The organism is Streptococcus suis (assembly GCF_046032115.1).
Taxonomy (GTDB): Bacteria; Bacillota; Bacilli; order Lactobacillales; family Streptococcaceae; genus Streptococcus; species Streptococcus suis_AJ.
In genome coordinates this window covers 1-14,437 of record NZ_JARQOZ010000047.1, presented here as the reverse complement: position 1 = coordinate 14,437, position 14,437 = coordinate 1, and the positions used below count along the sequence as shown (strand labels likewise).

The following is a 14,437-nucleotide window of genomic DNA, read 5'->3' as shown; positions in this document are numbered from 1 at the left end:
AACGCGTTTTCTAAAATCAATTCCGTAAGTCATAAGTCTATTTTATCATACATCAAATAAAAACTAAACAACTATATATTGTAGTCCATGTATTAGTTATCGGTGAAAAATGGTGTTTCTAGCTCAGAATCCAGTTAAATCTTCCAAAAGTATTAACGTGAAAAAATGAAAGTTGTAAATTAAACTTAGAGCCTATATTTATAGTTCAGACTTGCATATTGAGGTTGTTTTTTTCAAAATACAGTCAGTATTTCCCTCAAAAATTGCCTTGATGAGCGAAAAGCCAAGACGCTTTGCGTGTGAATGTAGGTTCTTAAACACGTTATTTTCTAGCGTATCTAAATTTTATATTGCGATGATAGCCCCCCATCTTTTTCAGATGTCACACTTTCCTTGCTGGAAAAAAAGTGACAATTGTAAAAACTGTGTTACAATGGAAAACAAGAATTTGAAGTTTGGTATTCAAATCTTTTAATAATCAAACTATTTTGAAAGGAGCAAGGGAATGGCCTACCAAACAATTCGTTATGAAGTAATTGATTCCGTAGCGATTCTAACTTTAAACAGACCGGAAGTGGCAAATGGTTTTAATATTCCTATGTGTGAAGAAATCTTAGAAGCAATCCGCCTTGCAGAAGGGGATGCCTCCGTCAAAATTTTACAAATTCAAGCACAGGGTTACATTTTCTCCGTGGGTGGAGATTTAGTTGAGATGAAACGTGCAGTTGATGATGATGATATTGCTTCTTTGATAAAAATAGCAGAGCTGGTGAATGATATTTCGTTTGCGATGAAGAAATTGTCTAAAGTGGTCATTATGGTGACAGATGGGGCAGTGGCTGGAGCCGCGGCTAATATGGCGGTGGCAGCTGATTTTGTTATTGCCTCCAGCAAGACAAAATTCATCCAAGCCTTTGTAGGTGTTGGACTTGCGCCGGATGCGGGGGGGCTCTTTCTACTGAGTCGTGCTATTGGGGCAAATCGTGCTAGTCACTTGGCGATGACTGGAGAGGGCTTATCAGCGGATAAGGCTTTAGAATATGGGATTATTTATAAATTGGCAGAGCCAGAAAAACTAGAAAAGACGGTTGCCCAGGTCATAAAAAAACTCTTGCGAAGCTCAGTAAATTCTTATGCAGCAATCAAACAACTGACATGGGAAAGTCAATTTAAAGACTGGGAGTCTTATCGCCGATTAGAGCTGGATTTGCAAGAAACATTAGCCTATAAAGAGGATTTTAAAGAGGGAGTTCGAGCGCATGCAGAACGACGTAGACCAGTGTTTACGGGAGATTAATTTTTAAATTAGTAAAAAATGTTTGACAATCAAAGTTTTATGGTTTATACTTTGACTATCAAAGTAAAGGAGGCCTGTTTTGGAAGATCCAAAAGTAAATGAATATCTAACGGCCATTTTTAACAATGTGTTGGTGATTGAAGAAACAAGTCTGCGTGGTAGCCGATTCAATGATATTTCGATTAAGGAAATGCACACGATTGATGTGATAGGAAGTATTGATGGAGCTACTCCGAGTGATGTTGCTCGGACTTTGATGGTAACCTTAGGTACTGTTACAACTAGCTTGAACAATTTGGAAAGAAAAGGATACGTGGAACGTATTCGTTCGACCAAAGATCGGCGAGTTGTTCATCTCTACCTGACCAAAAAAGGTCGACTGGTCTATCGTTTGCATCAACGATTTCACAATGAAATGGTTAAGCAGATTACAGATGGTATGGATGATGCAGAGTATCAGGTAATGAAGAAAGGACTCATGAAACTCTATCACTTCTTGGAGGATTTGAAATGAGAAACCATGCTAAAATCAGTCAGGTGGCCCACTATCTTCCGAAGAAGATTGTGACCAATGATGATTTGGCTCAACGAATGGAGACCAGTGATGAGTGGATTCGTAGCCGTACAGGTATCGGTCAACGGCACATTGTTACTGGAGAGACGACGAGTGATTTGGCTAGTCAAGTGGCTAGAAAATTACTGGAAAAGTCTCAGCTAGATGCTAGTGAAATTGATTTCATCATCGTAGCAACGATTACTCCAGATGCTTCAATGCCATCTACGGCAGCTATGGTTCAAGCGGCAATTGGCGCGAAAAAGGCTTTCGCCTATGATCTCGTTGCAGCTTGTTCAGGATTTGTTTTTGCGCTATCAACAGCGGAAAAATTGCTTGCTTCAGGAGTCTATAAGAGAGGACTTGTCATTGGTGCAGAGACCCTATCTAGGTCTGTCGACTGGTCAGATCGATCAACGGCTGTTTTATTTGGAGATGGTGCTGGAGGAGTTTTGCTGGAAGCGTGTGAACAACCGAGCTTTTTAGCAGAAATCTTACGAACGGATGGCGGTCGAGGTGCTAGTCTGACAGCAGGGATAGATCAGAAAGAGACGCCATTCTCGACACAAAGCTGTCAGCAACCCTTTATCCAAATGGAGGGCAGAGCTATATTTGAATTTGCTACGAGGGATGTTACGGCAACCATGGCAGAGCTGCTAGAACAAGCTGATATGACTGTGGATTGCGTTGATTATTTCTTGCTCCATCAAGCCAATATACGTATCCTAGATAAGATGGCTCGTAAATTGGGAGTGGCGCGTGAAAAATTTCCAGCAAATATGGATAAATATGGCAATACCAGCGCAGCAAGTCTTCCTATTCTCTTATCAGAATGTGTAGAGAGCGGAATGTTGCGATTGGATGGAAGCCAGACTGTTCTCATGGCTGGTTTCGGTGGAGGCCTCACATGGGGAACTCTACTCTTACAACTTTAGTTAATTCCTTGCCCTAGGCAAGATTAAAATATTTTATTTTCCAAAAGGAGACATTTATCATGGCAGTATTTGAAAAAGTACAGGAAATCATCGTTGAAGAATTGGGTAAGGATGCTGAAGAAGTAACCCTTACAACAACCTTTGAAGATTTGGATGCAGATTCATTGGATCTTTTCCAAGTTATCTCTGAAATCGAAGATGCCTTCGATATTCAAATCGATACTGAAGAAGGTTTGACAACTGTAGGCGATTTGGTTGCTTATGTTGAAGAAAAAACAAAATAATTATAGTCATTCAGTTTATCTTTTATTACGTCGTTAACTCGCTTTGCCGTACTCCAGTACTGTCTACAGCTCGTTGCCTAGTACTAAAAGCAAACTGAAAGACTATAGTATTCCTCTCCTTATTTCAAAGATAATATAAGGAAGAGGATAGCTAAGAAAAGTGCTATTTAGCATTTTTCTTAAGTTAAATACTTTGATAATCAAAACATTGAAATATCAAACTATTTTTTGAGTGAGGGGGGCAACCCTTCACTTGTTTACCTAATGATTTGATATTCAAATGATTAGGTAAGCAAGAAAAAAAGATGAGGGAATTATGAAGACGAAAATAACAGAATTGCTCGATATTAAGTATCCAATTTTTCAAGGTGGTATGGCTTGGGTAGCTGATGGAGATTTGGCTGGTGCCGTATCTAATGCAGGTGGTCTAGGGATCATCGGTGGAGGAAATGCTCCCAAAGAGGTGGTCAAGGCAAATATTGACAAGGTTAAATCTATCACGGACAAGCCTTTCGGTGTCAATATCATGCTTTTGTCTCCTTTTGCGGATGACATTGTTGACTTGGTCATCGAAGAAGGTGTGAAAGTTGTCACCACAGGAGCAGGAAATCCAGGGAAGTATATGGAGCGTCTCCATGCTGCAGGGATTACAGTTATTCCTGTTGTACCGAGTGTAGCCCTTGCGAAACGCATGGAAAAATTAGGGGTAGATGCTGTTATTGCTGAAGGTATGGAAGCCGGAGGCCATATTGGTAAATTGACCACCATGACCTTGGTTCGTCAGGTTGTTGAAGCCGTATCTATTCCTGTTATTGCTGCTGGAGGTATTGCAGATGGTGCAGGTGCAGCGGCAGCATTCATGTTGGGTGCAGAAGCGGTGCAAGTTGGAACTCGTTTTGTAGTAGCTACAGAGTCCAATGCTCATCAGGCTTATAAGGAAAAAGTTTTAAAAGCTAAGGATATTGATACAACTGTATCTGCTTCTATTGTTGGACATCCTGTGAGAGCTATCAAGAATAAGTTGTCATCTGCTTATGCAGCTACAGAGAAAGATTTCTTGGCAGGTAAAATTTCGGCAGATGCTATTGAAGAACTTGGTGCCGGAGCCCTTCGCAATGCAGTTGTTGAGGGTGATGTAACAAATGGCTCCGTGATGGCTGGTCAAATTGCTGGTCTGGTTTCTAAAGAAGAATCTTGTGAAGATATTTTGAAAGACATCTATTATGGAGCAGCAAAAGTGATTAGAGAAGAGGCAAGCCGTTGGGCTTCGGTTGGAGAATAGGATGACAAAGATAGCTTTTCTTTTTGCAGGTCAAGGAGCTCAGACAGTGGGGATGGCTCGCGACCTTTACGAATATTCCCCGATAGTTAGAGAAACGTTTGACCGGGCTAGTCGGATTCTGGGGTATGACATTCGCGACCTAATTGACAATCAAGAGGATAAATTACATCAGACTTGCTATACCCAGCCTGCTATTTTGACAACTTCCCTAGCTATCTATCGTTTGTTGGCAGAAAAGGGGATTAAACCTGATATGGTAGCTGGTTTGTCCTTGGGAGAATATTCAGCTCTGGTGGCATCGGGTGCTTTGGCCTTTGAAGATGCGATTGCCCTGATTGCTAAGCGTGGTGAATATATGGAAACGGCTGCGCCAGCAGGAACTGGTAAGATGGTTGCTGTTCTCAACACAGATGTCAACCTGATTGAAGAAGTCTGTTCGTCAGTTACCTCTGGGATTGTTTCCCCAGCCAACTACAACACACCAGCCCAAATCGTCATCGGAGGCGAGGTGGCTGCAGTGGATGAGGCGGTTGAATTGCTGAAGGAAGCAGGTGTCAAACGGATGATTCCGCTCAATGTATCTGGCCCCTTTCATACGGCTCTCCTGCGACCAGCTTCGGAGCAATTGGCTCAGGCCTTGGAAGAAGTGGAATTTGCGAATTTCCAAGTAGAATTAGTTGGCAATACAGAAGCCACGGTCATGAAAAAAGAGGACATCAAGTCCCTCTTGACCCGTCAAGTGATGGAACCAGTCCGTTTCTATGAGTCAATCGCAACCATGCAGGAAGCTGGCGTGACTAACTTTATTGAAATCGGTCCAGGTAAGGTCTTGGCAGGCTTTATCAAGAAAATTGATAAGACAGCTGAGGTTGTGACAGTGGAAGATGCGGCTAGTTTGCAGGAATTTCTGGCTAGTCGATAAGGAGAAATCATGGAACTTACCAATAAGAATGTGTTTGTAACGGGTTCAAGTCGAGGAATCGGCTTGGCCATTGCCCATAAGTTTGCCAGTCTTGGTGCCAATGTGGTGCTGAACGGTCGTGGTCAATTAGGGCAAGAGATTCTGGATAGCTTTGCAGATTACGGTGTGAAAGTCCTAGCTATTTCAGGAGATATTTCGAGCGCGGAAGATGCCAAACGAATGGTGGCAGAAGCTATCGAAACCCTCGGTAGCGTTGATATTTTGGTCAATAATGCAGGGATTACCAAAGACGGTATGGCTCTTCGTATGACAGAAGAGGATTTTGATACGGTTCTGAAGGTAAATCTTACTGGAACTTTTAATATGACGCAGGCTGTTTTGAAACCAATGACAAAGGCTCGTGAGGGTGCTATTATCAATCTATCAAGTGTATCTGGCTTGATTGGAAATGCTGGACAGGCCAACTATTCTGCTTCTAAGGCAGGTGTGATTGGATTTACTAAAGCCATTGCCCGTGAGGTTGCAGGGCGAAATGTTCGTGTCAATGCGATTGCGCCGGGCTTTATCCAGTCTGATATGACAGATGTTTTATCTGACAAGATTAAAGAAGCTATGACTGCACAAATTCCTATGAAACGTTTTGGTTTGACGGAAGAAGTAGCCGATGTTGCAGTATTTCTTGCTAAGCAAGAATATATGACAGGACAGGTGATTGCTGTTGACGGCGGCTTGACCATGCAGTAATCCAGTCTTCCAGTTTATCTTTTATTACTTCGACGAGCGAGGAAACTACGTTTCTAGATTTTCAAACAATCTATTGGATTGTTTGAACTCGCTTTGCCGTACTAAAAGTAAACTGAAAGACTACAATAACGCACTGTAAATTCAATGTCGTTTTGTGTGTTGTTTTAAGAGAGGTTTGAAAATGACAAAATTAAATCGTGTAGTAGTGACAGGCTATGGTCTGACTTCGCCAATTGGCAATACGCCAGAGGAATTCTGGGATAGCCTGGTCAATGGTAAGATTGGGATCGGAAAGATTACCAAGTTTGATACCAGTGAATATTCGGTCCATAATGCTGCGGAATTAAAAGATTTTCCTTTTGACAAATATTTTGTTAAAAAGGATACAAATCGCTACGACAACTATTCCCTCTATGCTCTCTATGCAGCTCGTGAGGCAGTAGCCAATGCTAATCTTGATACAGAGACAGTGGATAGTGACCGTTTTGGCGTTATCTTATCAACAGGTATCGGTGGTATTTTGGAAATTGAAGAGCAAGTGGCTCGGATGAACGAAAAAGGTCCAAAACGCATCCGTCCCATGGCTCTTCCAAAGGCCTTGCCAAACATGGCTGCTGGAAATATTGCTATGCAGGTCGGTGCAAATGGTGTTTGCAAGTGTGTCATCACGGCCTGTGCTTCGTCAAATGATGCCTTAGGAGAAGCCTTCCGTGAAATCAAGTTTGGTTTCCAAGATGTGATGTTGGCAGGTGGAGCAGAAGCAGCCATTACTCCATTTGCAATCGGTGGTTTCCAAGCTTTGACAGCTATGTCAACTACTGAGGATCCAGAACGTGCGTCTATTCCATTTGACAAGGACCGCAATGGTTTTGTCATGGGAGAGGGGTCCGCGGTTTTAGTATTGGAAAGTTTGGAACACGCAGAGGCGCGTGGGGCGACGATTTTGGCTGAAATCGTTGGTTATGGAAATACTTGCGATGCTTACCACATGACTTCTCCACATCCAGAAGGTCTGGGTGCTATCAAGGCTATGAAGTTGGCCATTTCAGAAGCAGGTTTAGAGCCAGCTGATATTGACTACATCAATGCCCATGGTACTTCGACACCGGCTAATGAAAAAGGGGAAAGCCAAGCTATCGTATCCGTCTTCGGCAAGAACACACCAGTTTCTTCCACCAAGTCCTTCACAGGGCACTTGTTGGGGGCAGCGGGTGCAGTTGAGGCGGCAGCTGTCATTGAGGCTATGCGTCACTCTTACGCACCAAAGACAGCTGGTACAACAGAATTATCTGAAGATATTGAAGCGGATGTCATTTATGGACAGGGGCGTGATATGGAAATCCGCCATGCCATTTCAAATACATTTGGCTTTGGAGGTCACAACTCGGTGATTGCTTTCAAACGTTGGGAGGCTTAAGTGAATATTACAGAAATAAAGGATTTGATGAGTCAGTTTGACCAGTCAAGTTTGCGAGAATTTTCATATAGCAATGCTGGGGAAACCTTGCATTTCAGTAAAAATCAGCAGGCGATAGCGGCTCCGAGTCCAGCGGTAGAAGCTCCGCTTGCTCCAGTAACTCCTGCAAGCCCAGCCCCTGTGCCAGCAGTTGAAACGAGTGAGCCAGCTCCAGTAGAAGCAGGTGCAAGCTCTGTGTCAGAAGGTACGGTAGTGGAAAGTCCCTTGGTCGGCGTGGCTTATTTGTCGCCAGCCCCTGACAAGCCAGCCTTTGTAGCTGTTGGCGATACGGTCAAAAAAGGGCAGACTCTCATGATTATCGAAGCCATGAAGGTCATGAACGAAGTGCCTGCTGATCGTGACGGCGTGGTCACAGAGATTTTGGTGGCCAACCAGGACGTTGTAGAATTTGGACAAGGATTGGTACGCATTAAATGATTGATATGTTGAAAATTAAAGAGGCTCTTCCTCATCGCTATCCGATGCTCTTGGTCGATCGTGTCCTTGAAGTATCGGAAGATGAGATTGTCGCCCTCAAAAATGTGACCATTAACGAGCCCTTCTTCAACGGGCATTTCCCAGACTATCCTGTCATGCCAGGTGTTCTCATCATGGAGGCTTTGGCACAAACCGCAGGTGTCTTGGAGTTGTCCAAGGAAGAAAATAAGGGCAAGCTGGTCTTTTATGCCGGCATGGATAAGGTTAAATTTAAGAAGCAAGTTGTACCTGGTGACCAGTTGATCATGACTGCTAAATTTGTCAAACGCCGTAGAACCATTGCGGTCGTTGAGGCAAAGGCAGAAGTGGACGGAAAACTGGCTGCGTCTGGGGTGTTGACTTTTGCTATTGGAAAATAATACTCTTCGAAAATCAAACTCAGCCGTTGTTGACTTGATTTGATGAGTGTCAAGCTCCAGTGGAGCTTGACAGCCTGCTACCATAAAATAAGAAAGTGCAGGGGGCTATCTGTTCTTGGAGAAACGAACTTCGTTCGCTCTATCTCCAACCTCCAAAGGTTTCCCAAACCTTTGGAGCTAGCCTGATTTTGATTTTCATTGAGTATGAAACAGTCCTTTATTTTTCAAACTAGTTAAGGACTGTGATTGTGATAAACAATTATTCTATGTTAAAAAGGAGATAGGATTCATCATGTTTGAGAAGATTTTGATTGCCAATCGTGGTGAGATTGCGGTGCGGATTATTCGTGCGGCTAGGGAGTTGGGGATTGCGACGGTGGCTGTCTATTCAGAGGCTGACAAGGAAGCCCTCCACACTATGTTGGCAGATGAGGCTGTCTGTATCGGACCTGCCCGTTCGACAGACTCCTATCTCAATATGCAGGCGGTCATCTCGGCGGCTGTTGTGACAGGTGCCCAGGCCATTCATCCCGGCTTTGGATTTTTGAGTGAAAACTCCAAATTTGCCACCCTTTGTGAAGAGGTCGGTATCAAGTTTATCGGCCCTTCTGGGACGGTCATGGATACCATGGGGGATAAAATCAATGCTCGGGCAGAGATGATTAAGGCTCAAGTGCCTGTCATTCCAGGCTCAGATGGCGAGGTCTTGACTAGTCAAGAAGCCCATGAAATCGCTGAAAAGATTGGCTACCCTGTCATGCTCAAGGCATCGGCAGGTGGTGGCGGTAAGGGGATTCGTAAGGTGGAAAAAGCTGAAGACCTAGTGCCTGCCTTTGAATCAGCTTCCAGTGAAGCCAAGGCAGCTTTTGGCAACGGTGCCATGTATATGGAGCGTGTTGTCTATCCAGCTCGCCATATCGAAGTACAAATTTTAGCAGACCAGCACGGTCATGTCATTCATCTGGGAGAGCGGGATTGTTCCCTTCAACGCAACAACCAGAAGGTCTTGGAAGAAGCTCCGTCTATCGCCATTGGTCAAACCATGCGGGACCGTATCGGTCAAGCAGCGGTACGGGCTGCCCAGTCAGTTGGCTATGAAAATGCAGGGACTATTGAGTTCCTCTTGGATGAAGCCAAGGGCGAATTTTACTTCATGGAAATGAACACACGGGTGCAGGTAGAACATCCTGTAACTGAGTTTGTGACTGGTGTGGATATTGTCAAGGAGCAAATCAAGATTGCGGCTGGTCAAGAACTCAGCGTCCGGCAAGATGATGTGCAGATTACAGGCCATGCCATTGAATGCCGGATCAATGCTGAAAATCCAGCCTTCAATTTCGCCCCAAGTCCAGGTAAGATTTCCAATCTCTACCTGCCAAGTGGTGGCATTGGTTTACGTGTGGATTCGGCAGTTTATCCAGGCTACACCATTCCGCCTTATTACGATTCCATGATTGCCAAGGTCATCGTGCATGGGGAAAATCGTTTTGAAGCCCTGATGAAGATGCAGCGAGCCCTCTACGAATTGGAAATTGACGGAGTGGTGACCAATACCGACTTCCAGCTGGACTTGATTTCCGACAAGCGAGTGGTGGCTGGTGATTACGACACCGCCTACCTCATGGAAGAATTTTTACCCCGCTATCAAGAAGAATTAAAAAAATAAAATAGGAGAGAAGTATGGCTTTGTTTCGCAAAAAGGACAAATATATCCGCATCAATCCCAATCGTTCGCGGATAGAGTCAGCACCTCAAGCAAAGCCAGAGGTGCCAGATGAACTCTTTTCCAAATGTCCTGTTTGTAAGGTAATCCTTTATAAGAAGGACTTGGGACCAGAGAAAACCTGTCAACACTGTTCCTATAATTTCCGGATTACAGCTCAAGAACGCTTGGCTTTGACAGTGGATGAAGGCTCGTTCGAGGAATTGTTTACAGGAATTGAAACCAAAAATCCACTGGACTTCCCAAATTATTTGGAAAAATTGGCAGCCACCCGTCAAAAGACAGGTTTGGACGAGGCTGTTTTGACAGGCAAGGCGACCATCGGCGGACAACCAGTTGCCCTTGGAATCATGGACTCTCACTTTATCATGGCTTCAATGGGAACGGTGGTCGGTGAGAAAATTACCCGCCTCTTTGAACTGGCTACTGAAGAGAAATTGCCAGTCGTCCTTTTTACCGCATCTGGCGGTGCTCGGATGCAGGAAGGCATTATGAGCTTGATGCAAATGGCTAAGATTTCGGCAGCTGTGAAACGCCATTCCAATGCTGGCCTCTTTTACCTGACGGTCTTGACAGACCCTACAACAGGGGGTGTGACGGCTAGTTTTGCCATGGAAGGTGATATTATCCTGGCTGAGCCACAGACTTTAGTTGGCTTTGCAGGTCGCAGGGTGATTGAATCAACTGTTCGGGAAAATCTACCAGATGATTTCCAGAAGGCTGAATTTTTACAAGAACACGGCTTTGTCGATGCCATTGTCAAACGCCAGGACTTGCCAGCGACCATTAGTCGCTTGTTGAGAATGCATGGAGGTGTCAGATGACCAGTGATGTAGCACGTATGATCCGTTTGGCACGTGACCAGGCTCGCCTGTCGACCTTGGACTATGCCACACAGCTCTTTGATGACTTTATCGAATTGCACGGCGATCGAAATTTCCGCGATGACGGAGCAGTTGTGGGTGGTATCGGCTTTCTAGCAGGTCAGCCAGTGACAGTTATCGGTATCCAAAAAGGGAAGAACCTTCAGGACAACCTCAAACGCAACTTTGGTCAGCCCCATCCAGAAGGTTACCGCAAGGCCCTTCGCCTTATGAAGCAGGCGGAGAAGTTCGGTCGTCCAGTTGTCACCTTTATCAATACCGCTGGAGCCTATCCAGGCGTCGGTGCCGAGGAGCGTGGTCAGGGCGAGGCCATTGCCCGCAACCTCATGGAGATGAGCGACCTCAAGGTGCCTATTATCGCCATTATCATCGGTGAGGGAGGTTCTGGTGGGGCACTTGCTCTAGCAGTCGCAGACCAGGTCTGGATGCTGGAAAACTCCATGTATGCCGTCCTCAGCCCTGAAGGTTTCGCCTCTATCCTCTGGAAAGACGGCAGTCGGGCCATGGAAGCGGCAGAACTCATGAAGATCACTTCTTATGAGTTGGAGAAACTCCAAGTGGTCGATCGGGTGGTTTTGGAAAATGGCAGAGCGACCAAGGAAGTCTTGTTTGACATCAAGGAAAATCTGGTCAGCCAGTTGGCTCAACTACAAGCCTTGCCACTTGATCAACTACTCGAAAACCGTTATCAACGCTTTAGAAAATACTAGGAAGACCTAGTATTTTTTTGCTAGATTTGATACAATGGATAAAATAGTTATCAGGAGGTTTTCCATGTTAGTAAAAGCAGAACTATCAAACGTAGAAGAATTGCTACCTATTCAGCACCGAGCCTTTGCAGCTTTATATGAAACCTATCAGGACCAATACAACCCTGCCATTGAAAGCATGGACTACTTCCAATCACGATTTGCACGACCAAATTGCACCTACTACACGATTGTTGAGGAAGGGCAGACAGTTGGTTTAGTACGAACAACGGTCGCTGAAGATGCAGACCAGGGCTGGCTAGGCTTGATTGGCATTGATCCAGACTACAGAGGAAAAGGCTATGGTCATAAGGCAATGCTAGACTTAGAACAGCTTTATCCAACGGTTAGACGCTGGGTGCTCTGTACGGTTTTACAGGAGCCTAGATTAGTTGCTTTCTACGAAAAACTCGGCTACAAGTCTATTAAAACCGAGCCTGAGCAGGAGGGCATGGATATGGTCTATATGGAGAAGTGGATAGGAGATTCAGATGCTTGAACAGTGCCGTAGATATTTGGAATATCAAGGAGTTCATTATTACAAGCCTGAAAAGGCAGGAGATTCGGCAGGCGAGATGACAGTCTTAAGAAACTTAGCACAGGCAGCACGTAAGGAGTTTCAGACATTAAGTTTAGCCTTAGCTGAACAAGTCGGTCCCTTGGTGCCCGAGAGAGTCAGTCAATGGATGAACCAAGCCCAGATTTGCAGACCGCATTTTTGGACCTATTACCGCTTTCCCTCTGCTAGTCCATCGGCCCCAGCTTTCGCCATTCGTCTGTATGGTAAGGGAGTTGAAGCGGGGATTTCAGTAGAAGTTAGCTTCATTGAGCGAAAGAAGGTAGAGACTTCTCTACCTCAGCAAAACCGTGTGCTGAACTGTCCGATTCAGGCACCACTTTATTACTGGGTACAGGAGGGACAGGTATTTTATCGCTTGGATGGAACGGAGGAGAATAGGCAGATTTTACTAGAAGCTGTTGAAACGGGACGGGTTCGAAAAGTACTGGTCAAATATGACGTACCATTTGAAACGGTTGAGTCCGAAGAGGAACTGCTAGACCACTTGGTTGGAGGCTTTTCCCTGCTAGAACCTTATCTGAATATGACAAAACCCACTGAATGATCAGTGGGTTGACAGTAAACAAGCATTGTCATGATGTTTGTTTTTTGTTATATTGACAAATAGTTTGTACTATTGTAAAATTGTACTATAGAAATGATACGAAACATTTAATTGATATAATTGTTTGAATATTTGTATGCTGTGTAGCAGTAAAGGAGATGGGTGTGGAGAATGTAAGTCAAGGGATGAAATGGCTTGGTCGCAAGCTTTGGATACTACTGAGAGCGTTTGGTTTGTTATTGATTGCTGTTTTTCAAGATGCGATATTAGACCTATCTACTTCACAATGGGCTCAGTGGAGAGCAGCCTTGTTGTCCGTTGGCATCCTTGTCTTTATGTATTGGAGGGCTGAAAAGAATGACATTACCATATGGGATAGAAATTTTTTAACTTGGAAAGGTCTTGGTTTAGTAATCTTAACCTTCACAGTGGCTCAGATATTTCAACACCTTGGCTATTACATTATGGAACTTCAAGGGATTGAAGATACTAGCAATGAGCTAGAATTAACAAAGATATTGGAGAACATTCCATTTTGGGTGGCTCTGATCAATATGGCTTGTTTGCCTGCTATTTCAGAGGAAATCATTATCAGAGGTTATCTATTCAGAAAGATGTTTGAAAAGCACAAGATTCTAGGAATTGTGGTGTCTGGTTTGATTTTTGCTTTCCTGCATGGACCAACAGATTTGGGTTCTTGGATTATTTACGCAAGCCCGGGATTTTTACTAGCGTTCTTGTACTATAAGACGGACTACCTCATCTATCCTATCGCTGTTCATTTTATCAACAATGCCTGGTTGGTAGTGGCATTCTATTATTTAAAATAAGGGAAGATAGAGACAAGAATCAGGGAGCAAAAGGAGAATAGTATGGAAAAATTAAGTCAAGGTTTAGAGTGGATTGGTCGGAAAATCTGGATTTTATTGAGAGTTTTTGGTTTTTTAATGATTTTCGTCATCCCGGATTTGATTTTAGAAGAGTCCAAGTCGCAACCTGTTCTGCTGATAACGGGGCTTGTGACAGTGGGAATTGTGGGGTTCTTCTGGTGGCGAGCTGAGAAAAATAGCTTACCCGTTTGGGATTCCAAGATTCTTTCTTGGGATGGAATGGCTCTCGTCATTCTGAGTTTTGCCATCATGCAGTTGACGGATATGGCTGGCTCGTTTCTGCTAGAGTTACAAGGGGCAGAAACAACTGTCAATGAGACCATGATTATGGAATCCTTGAAAGGAGTTCCGTTTTGGTTGGCAATTTTAACAACGGCATTTTTACCAGCCGTTGGAGAGGAAGTTATGCTACGTGGCTACTTTTTCAAAAAATTATTTGGTCATCATGCCATTTTAGGAATCATTGCCTCAAGCCTCCTTTTTGGATTGCTTCATGGACCAACGGACATCGGTTCATGGTTGATTTATGCGGGAAGTGGTATCATTTTGTCAACTCTCTATCATAAAACAGGCTATTTGATTTACCCGATTGCAGTGCACTTGGTAAACAATCTGATTGTCACTATTTTCTATTATCTATAAAAAAGCGACTCCTAGAAGCGAGCCCACTGAAAAAGTCTCCAGTTACTCCGACTCTTATAAAAAATAGGAATTCTCCTAAATGATTGGGAGAATTC

17 protein-coding genes are annotated in these 14,437 nt (G+C 44.1%); all 17 read left to right on the top strand.

Annotation, left to right across the window (positions count from 1 at the left end; genetic code table 11):
* Nucleotides 1-505 precede the first annotated feature (505 nt).
* The 17 genes from P7J36_RS10600 to P7J36_RS10520 all read left to right on the top strand — a co-directional run bounded on the left by P7J36_RS10600 (nucleotide 506) and on the right by P7J36_RS10520 (nucleotide 14,342).
* Nucleotides 506-1,297, top strand: a complete 792-nt coding sequence (locus P7J36_RS10600; protein ID WP_408552057.1) for an enoyl-CoA hydratase — start codon at nucleotides 506-508, stop codon at nucleotides 1,295-1,297.
* A 79-nt stretch (nucleotides 1,298-1,376) separates the two neighbouring features.
* On the top strand, nucleotides 1,377-1,811 hold the full coding sequence (gene fabT, locus P7J36_RS10595; protein ID WP_012775319.1) for a fatty acid biosynthesis transcriptional regulator FabT: 435 nt from the start codon (nucleotides 1,377-1,379) through the stop codon (nucleotides 1,809-1,811).
* Nucleotides 1,808-2,785 (top strand): beta-ketoacyl-ACP synthase III, encoded by a 978-nt coding sequence (locus P7J36_RS10590; RefSeq protein ID WP_208498120.1) that lies wholly within the window; start codon nucleotides 1,808-1,810, stop codon nucleotides 2,783-2,785. Before fabT ends, P7J36_RS10590 begins: the two co-directional genes overlap by 4 nt.
* A 59-nt stretch (nucleotides 2,786-2,844) precedes the next feature.
* A complete protein-coding gene (locus P7J36_RS10585) occupies nucleotides 2,845-3,069 on the top strand; it encodes an acyl carrier protein (protein ID WP_002938891.1) in 225 nt (74 codons plus the stop codon).
* A 316-nt stretch (nucleotides 3,070-3,385) separates the two neighbouring features.
* Entirely contained in the window at nucleotides 3,386-4,351 is a 966-nt protein-coding gene (gene fabK, locus P7J36_RS10580; protein ID WP_408552058.1) for an enoyl-[acyl-carrier-protein] reductase FabK, read from the top strand.
* Nucleotide 4,352: 1 nt separating this feature from the next.
* Nucleotides 4,353-5,273 (top strand): ACP S-malonyltransferase, encoded by a 921-nt coding sequence (fabD, locus tag P7J36_RS10575; RefSeq protein WP_408552059.1) that lies wholly within the window; start codon nucleotides 4,353-4,355, stop codon nucleotides 5,271-5,273.
* 9 nt (nucleotides 5,274-5,282) lie between these two features.
* On the top strand, nucleotides 5,283-6,017 hold the full coding sequence (fabG, locus tag P7J36_RS10570) for a 3-oxoacyl-[acyl-carrier-protein] reductase (RefSeq protein WP_408552060.1): 735 nt from the start codon (nucleotides 5,283-5,285) through the stop codon (nucleotides 6,015-6,017).
* 181 nt (nucleotides 6,018-6,198) lie between these two features.
* Nucleotides 6,199-7,434, top strand: coding sequence for a beta-ketoacyl-ACP synthase II (fabF, locus tag P7J36_RS10565; RefSeq protein WP_408552061.1), 1,236 nt, complete (start codon nucleotides 6,199-6,201; stop codon nucleotides 7,432-7,434).
* Complete coding sequence (gene accB / locus P7J36_RS10560; RefSeq protein ID WP_408552062.1) at nucleotides 7,435-7,911, top strand: acetyl-CoA carboxylase biotin carboxyl carrier protein; 477 nt, start codon at nucleotides 7,435-7,437, stop codon at nucleotides 7,909-7,911.
* A complete protein-coding gene (gene fabZ / locus P7J36_RS10555) occupies nucleotides 7,908-8,330 on the top strand; it encodes a 3-hydroxyacyl-ACP dehydratase FabZ (RefSeq protein WP_408552063.1) in 423 nt (140 codons plus the stop codon). Before accB ends, fabZ begins: the two co-directional genes overlap by 4 nt.
* A gap of 292 nt (nucleotides 8,331-8,622) precedes the next feature.
* Nucleotides 8,623-9,996, top strand: a complete 1,374-nt coding sequence (locus tag P7J36_RS10550) for an acetyl-CoA carboxylase biotin carboxylase subunit (RefSeq protein WP_408552064.1) — start codon at nucleotides 8,623-8,625, stop codon at nucleotides 9,994-9,996.
* 14 nt (nucleotides 9,997-10,010) lie between these two features.
* Complete coding sequence (gene accD, locus P7J36_RS10545; RefSeq protein WP_408552065.1) at nucleotides 10,011-10,877, top strand: acetyl-CoA carboxylase, carboxyltransferase subunit beta; 867 nt, start codon at nucleotides 10,011-10,013, stop codon at nucleotides 10,875-10,877.
* Nucleotides 10,874-11,647, top strand: coding sequence for an acetyl-CoA carboxylase carboxyl transferase subunit alpha (locus tag P7J36_RS10540; RefSeq protein WP_408552066.1), 774 nt, complete (start codon nucleotides 10,874-10,876; stop codon nucleotides 11,645-11,647). Before accD ends, P7J36_RS10540 begins: the two co-directional genes overlap by 4 nt.
* A 64-nt stretch (nucleotides 11,648-11,711) precedes the next feature.
* On the top strand, nucleotides 11,712-12,185 hold the full coding sequence (locus P7J36_RS10535; protein ID WP_408552067.1) for a GNAT family N-acetyltransferase: 474 nt from the start codon (nucleotides 11,712-11,714) through the stop codon (nucleotides 12,183-12,185).
* On the top strand, nucleotides 12,178-12,810 hold the full coding sequence (locus tag P7J36_RS10530; protein ID WP_408552068.1) for a hypothetical protein: 633 nt from the start codon (nucleotides 12,178-12,180) through the stop codon (nucleotides 12,808-12,810). The genes P7J36_RS10535 and P7J36_RS10530 overlap by 8 nt, the downstream gene beginning before the upstream one ends.
* A gap of 164 nt (nucleotides 12,811-12,974) precedes the next feature.
* Entirely contained in the window at nucleotides 12,975-13,640 is a 666-nt protein-coding gene (locus tag P7J36_RS10525; protein ID WP_408562450.1) for a CPBP family intramembrane glutamic endopeptidase, read from the top strand.
* A gap of 42 nt (nucleotides 13,641-13,682) precedes the next feature.
* Nucleotides 13,683-14,342 carry a CPBP family intramembrane glutamic endopeptidase gene (locus tag P7J36_RS10520; RefSeq protein ID WP_408552070.1) on the top strand — a complete coding sequence of 220 codons (660 nt, stop codon included), beginning with the start codon at nucleotides 13,683-13,685 and terminating at the stop codon, nucleotides 14,340-14,342.
* Nucleotides 14,343-14,437 lie beyond the last annotated feature (95 nt).

Excerpts from the sequence above, each read along its gene's own strand:
- P7J36_RS10600 (WP_408552057.1), top strand. The coding sequence starts at position 506 with ATGGCCTACCAAACAATTCGTTATGAAGTAATTGATTCCGTAGCGATT.
- P7J36_RS10530 (WP_408552068.1), top strand. The coding sequence starts at position 12,178 with ATGCTTGAACAGTGCCGTAGATATTTGGAATATCAAGGAGTTCATTAT.
- P7J36_RS10550 (WP_408552064.1), top strand. The coding sequence starts at position 8,623 with ATGTTTGAGAAGATTTTGATTGCCAATCGTGGTGAGATTGCGGTGCGG.
- fabD (WP_408552059.1), top strand. The coding sequence starts at position 4,353 with ATGACAAAGATAGCTTTTCTTTTTGCAGGTCAAGGAGCTCAGACAGTG.
- P7J36_RS10540 (WP_408552066.1), top strand. The coding sequence starts at position 10,874 with ATGACCAGTGATGTAGCACGTATGATCCGTTTGGCACGTGACCAGGCT.
- P7J36_RS10590 (WP_208498120.1), top strand. The coding sequence starts at position 1,808 with ATGAGAAACCATGCTAAAATCAGTCAGGTGGCCCACTATCTTCCGAAG.
- P7J36_RS10585 (WP_002938891.1), top strand. The coding sequence starts at position 2,845 with ATGGCAGTATTTGAAAAAGTACAGGAAATCATCGTTGAAGAATTGGGT.
- P7J36_RS10520 (WP_408552070.1), top strand. The coding sequence starts at position 13,683 with ATGGAAAAATTAAGTCAAGGTTTAGAGTGGATTGGTCGGAAAATCTGG.
- fabF (WP_408552061.1), top strand. The coding sequence starts at position 6,199 with ATGACAAAATTAAATCGTGTAGTAGTGACAGGCTATGGTCTGACTTCG.
- fabK (WP_408552058.1), top strand. The coding sequence starts at position 3,386 with ATGAAGACGAAAATAACAGAATTGCTCGATATTAAGTATCCAATTTTT.
- P7J36_RS10535 (WP_408552067.1), top strand. The coding sequence starts at position 11,712 with ATGTTAGTAAAAGCAGAACTATCAAACGTAGAAGAATTGCTACCTATT.
- fabG (WP_408552060.1), top strand. The coding sequence starts at position 5,283 with ATGGAACTTACCAATAAGAATGTGTTTGTAACGGGTTCAAGTCGAGGA.
- fabZ (WP_408552063.1), top strand. The coding sequence starts at position 7,908 with ATGATTGATATGTTGAAAATTAAAGAGGCTCTTCCTCATCGCTATCCG.
- accD (WP_408552065.1), top strand. The coding sequence starts at position 10,011 with ATGGCTTTGTTTCGCAAAAAGGACAAATATATCCGCATCAATCCCAAT.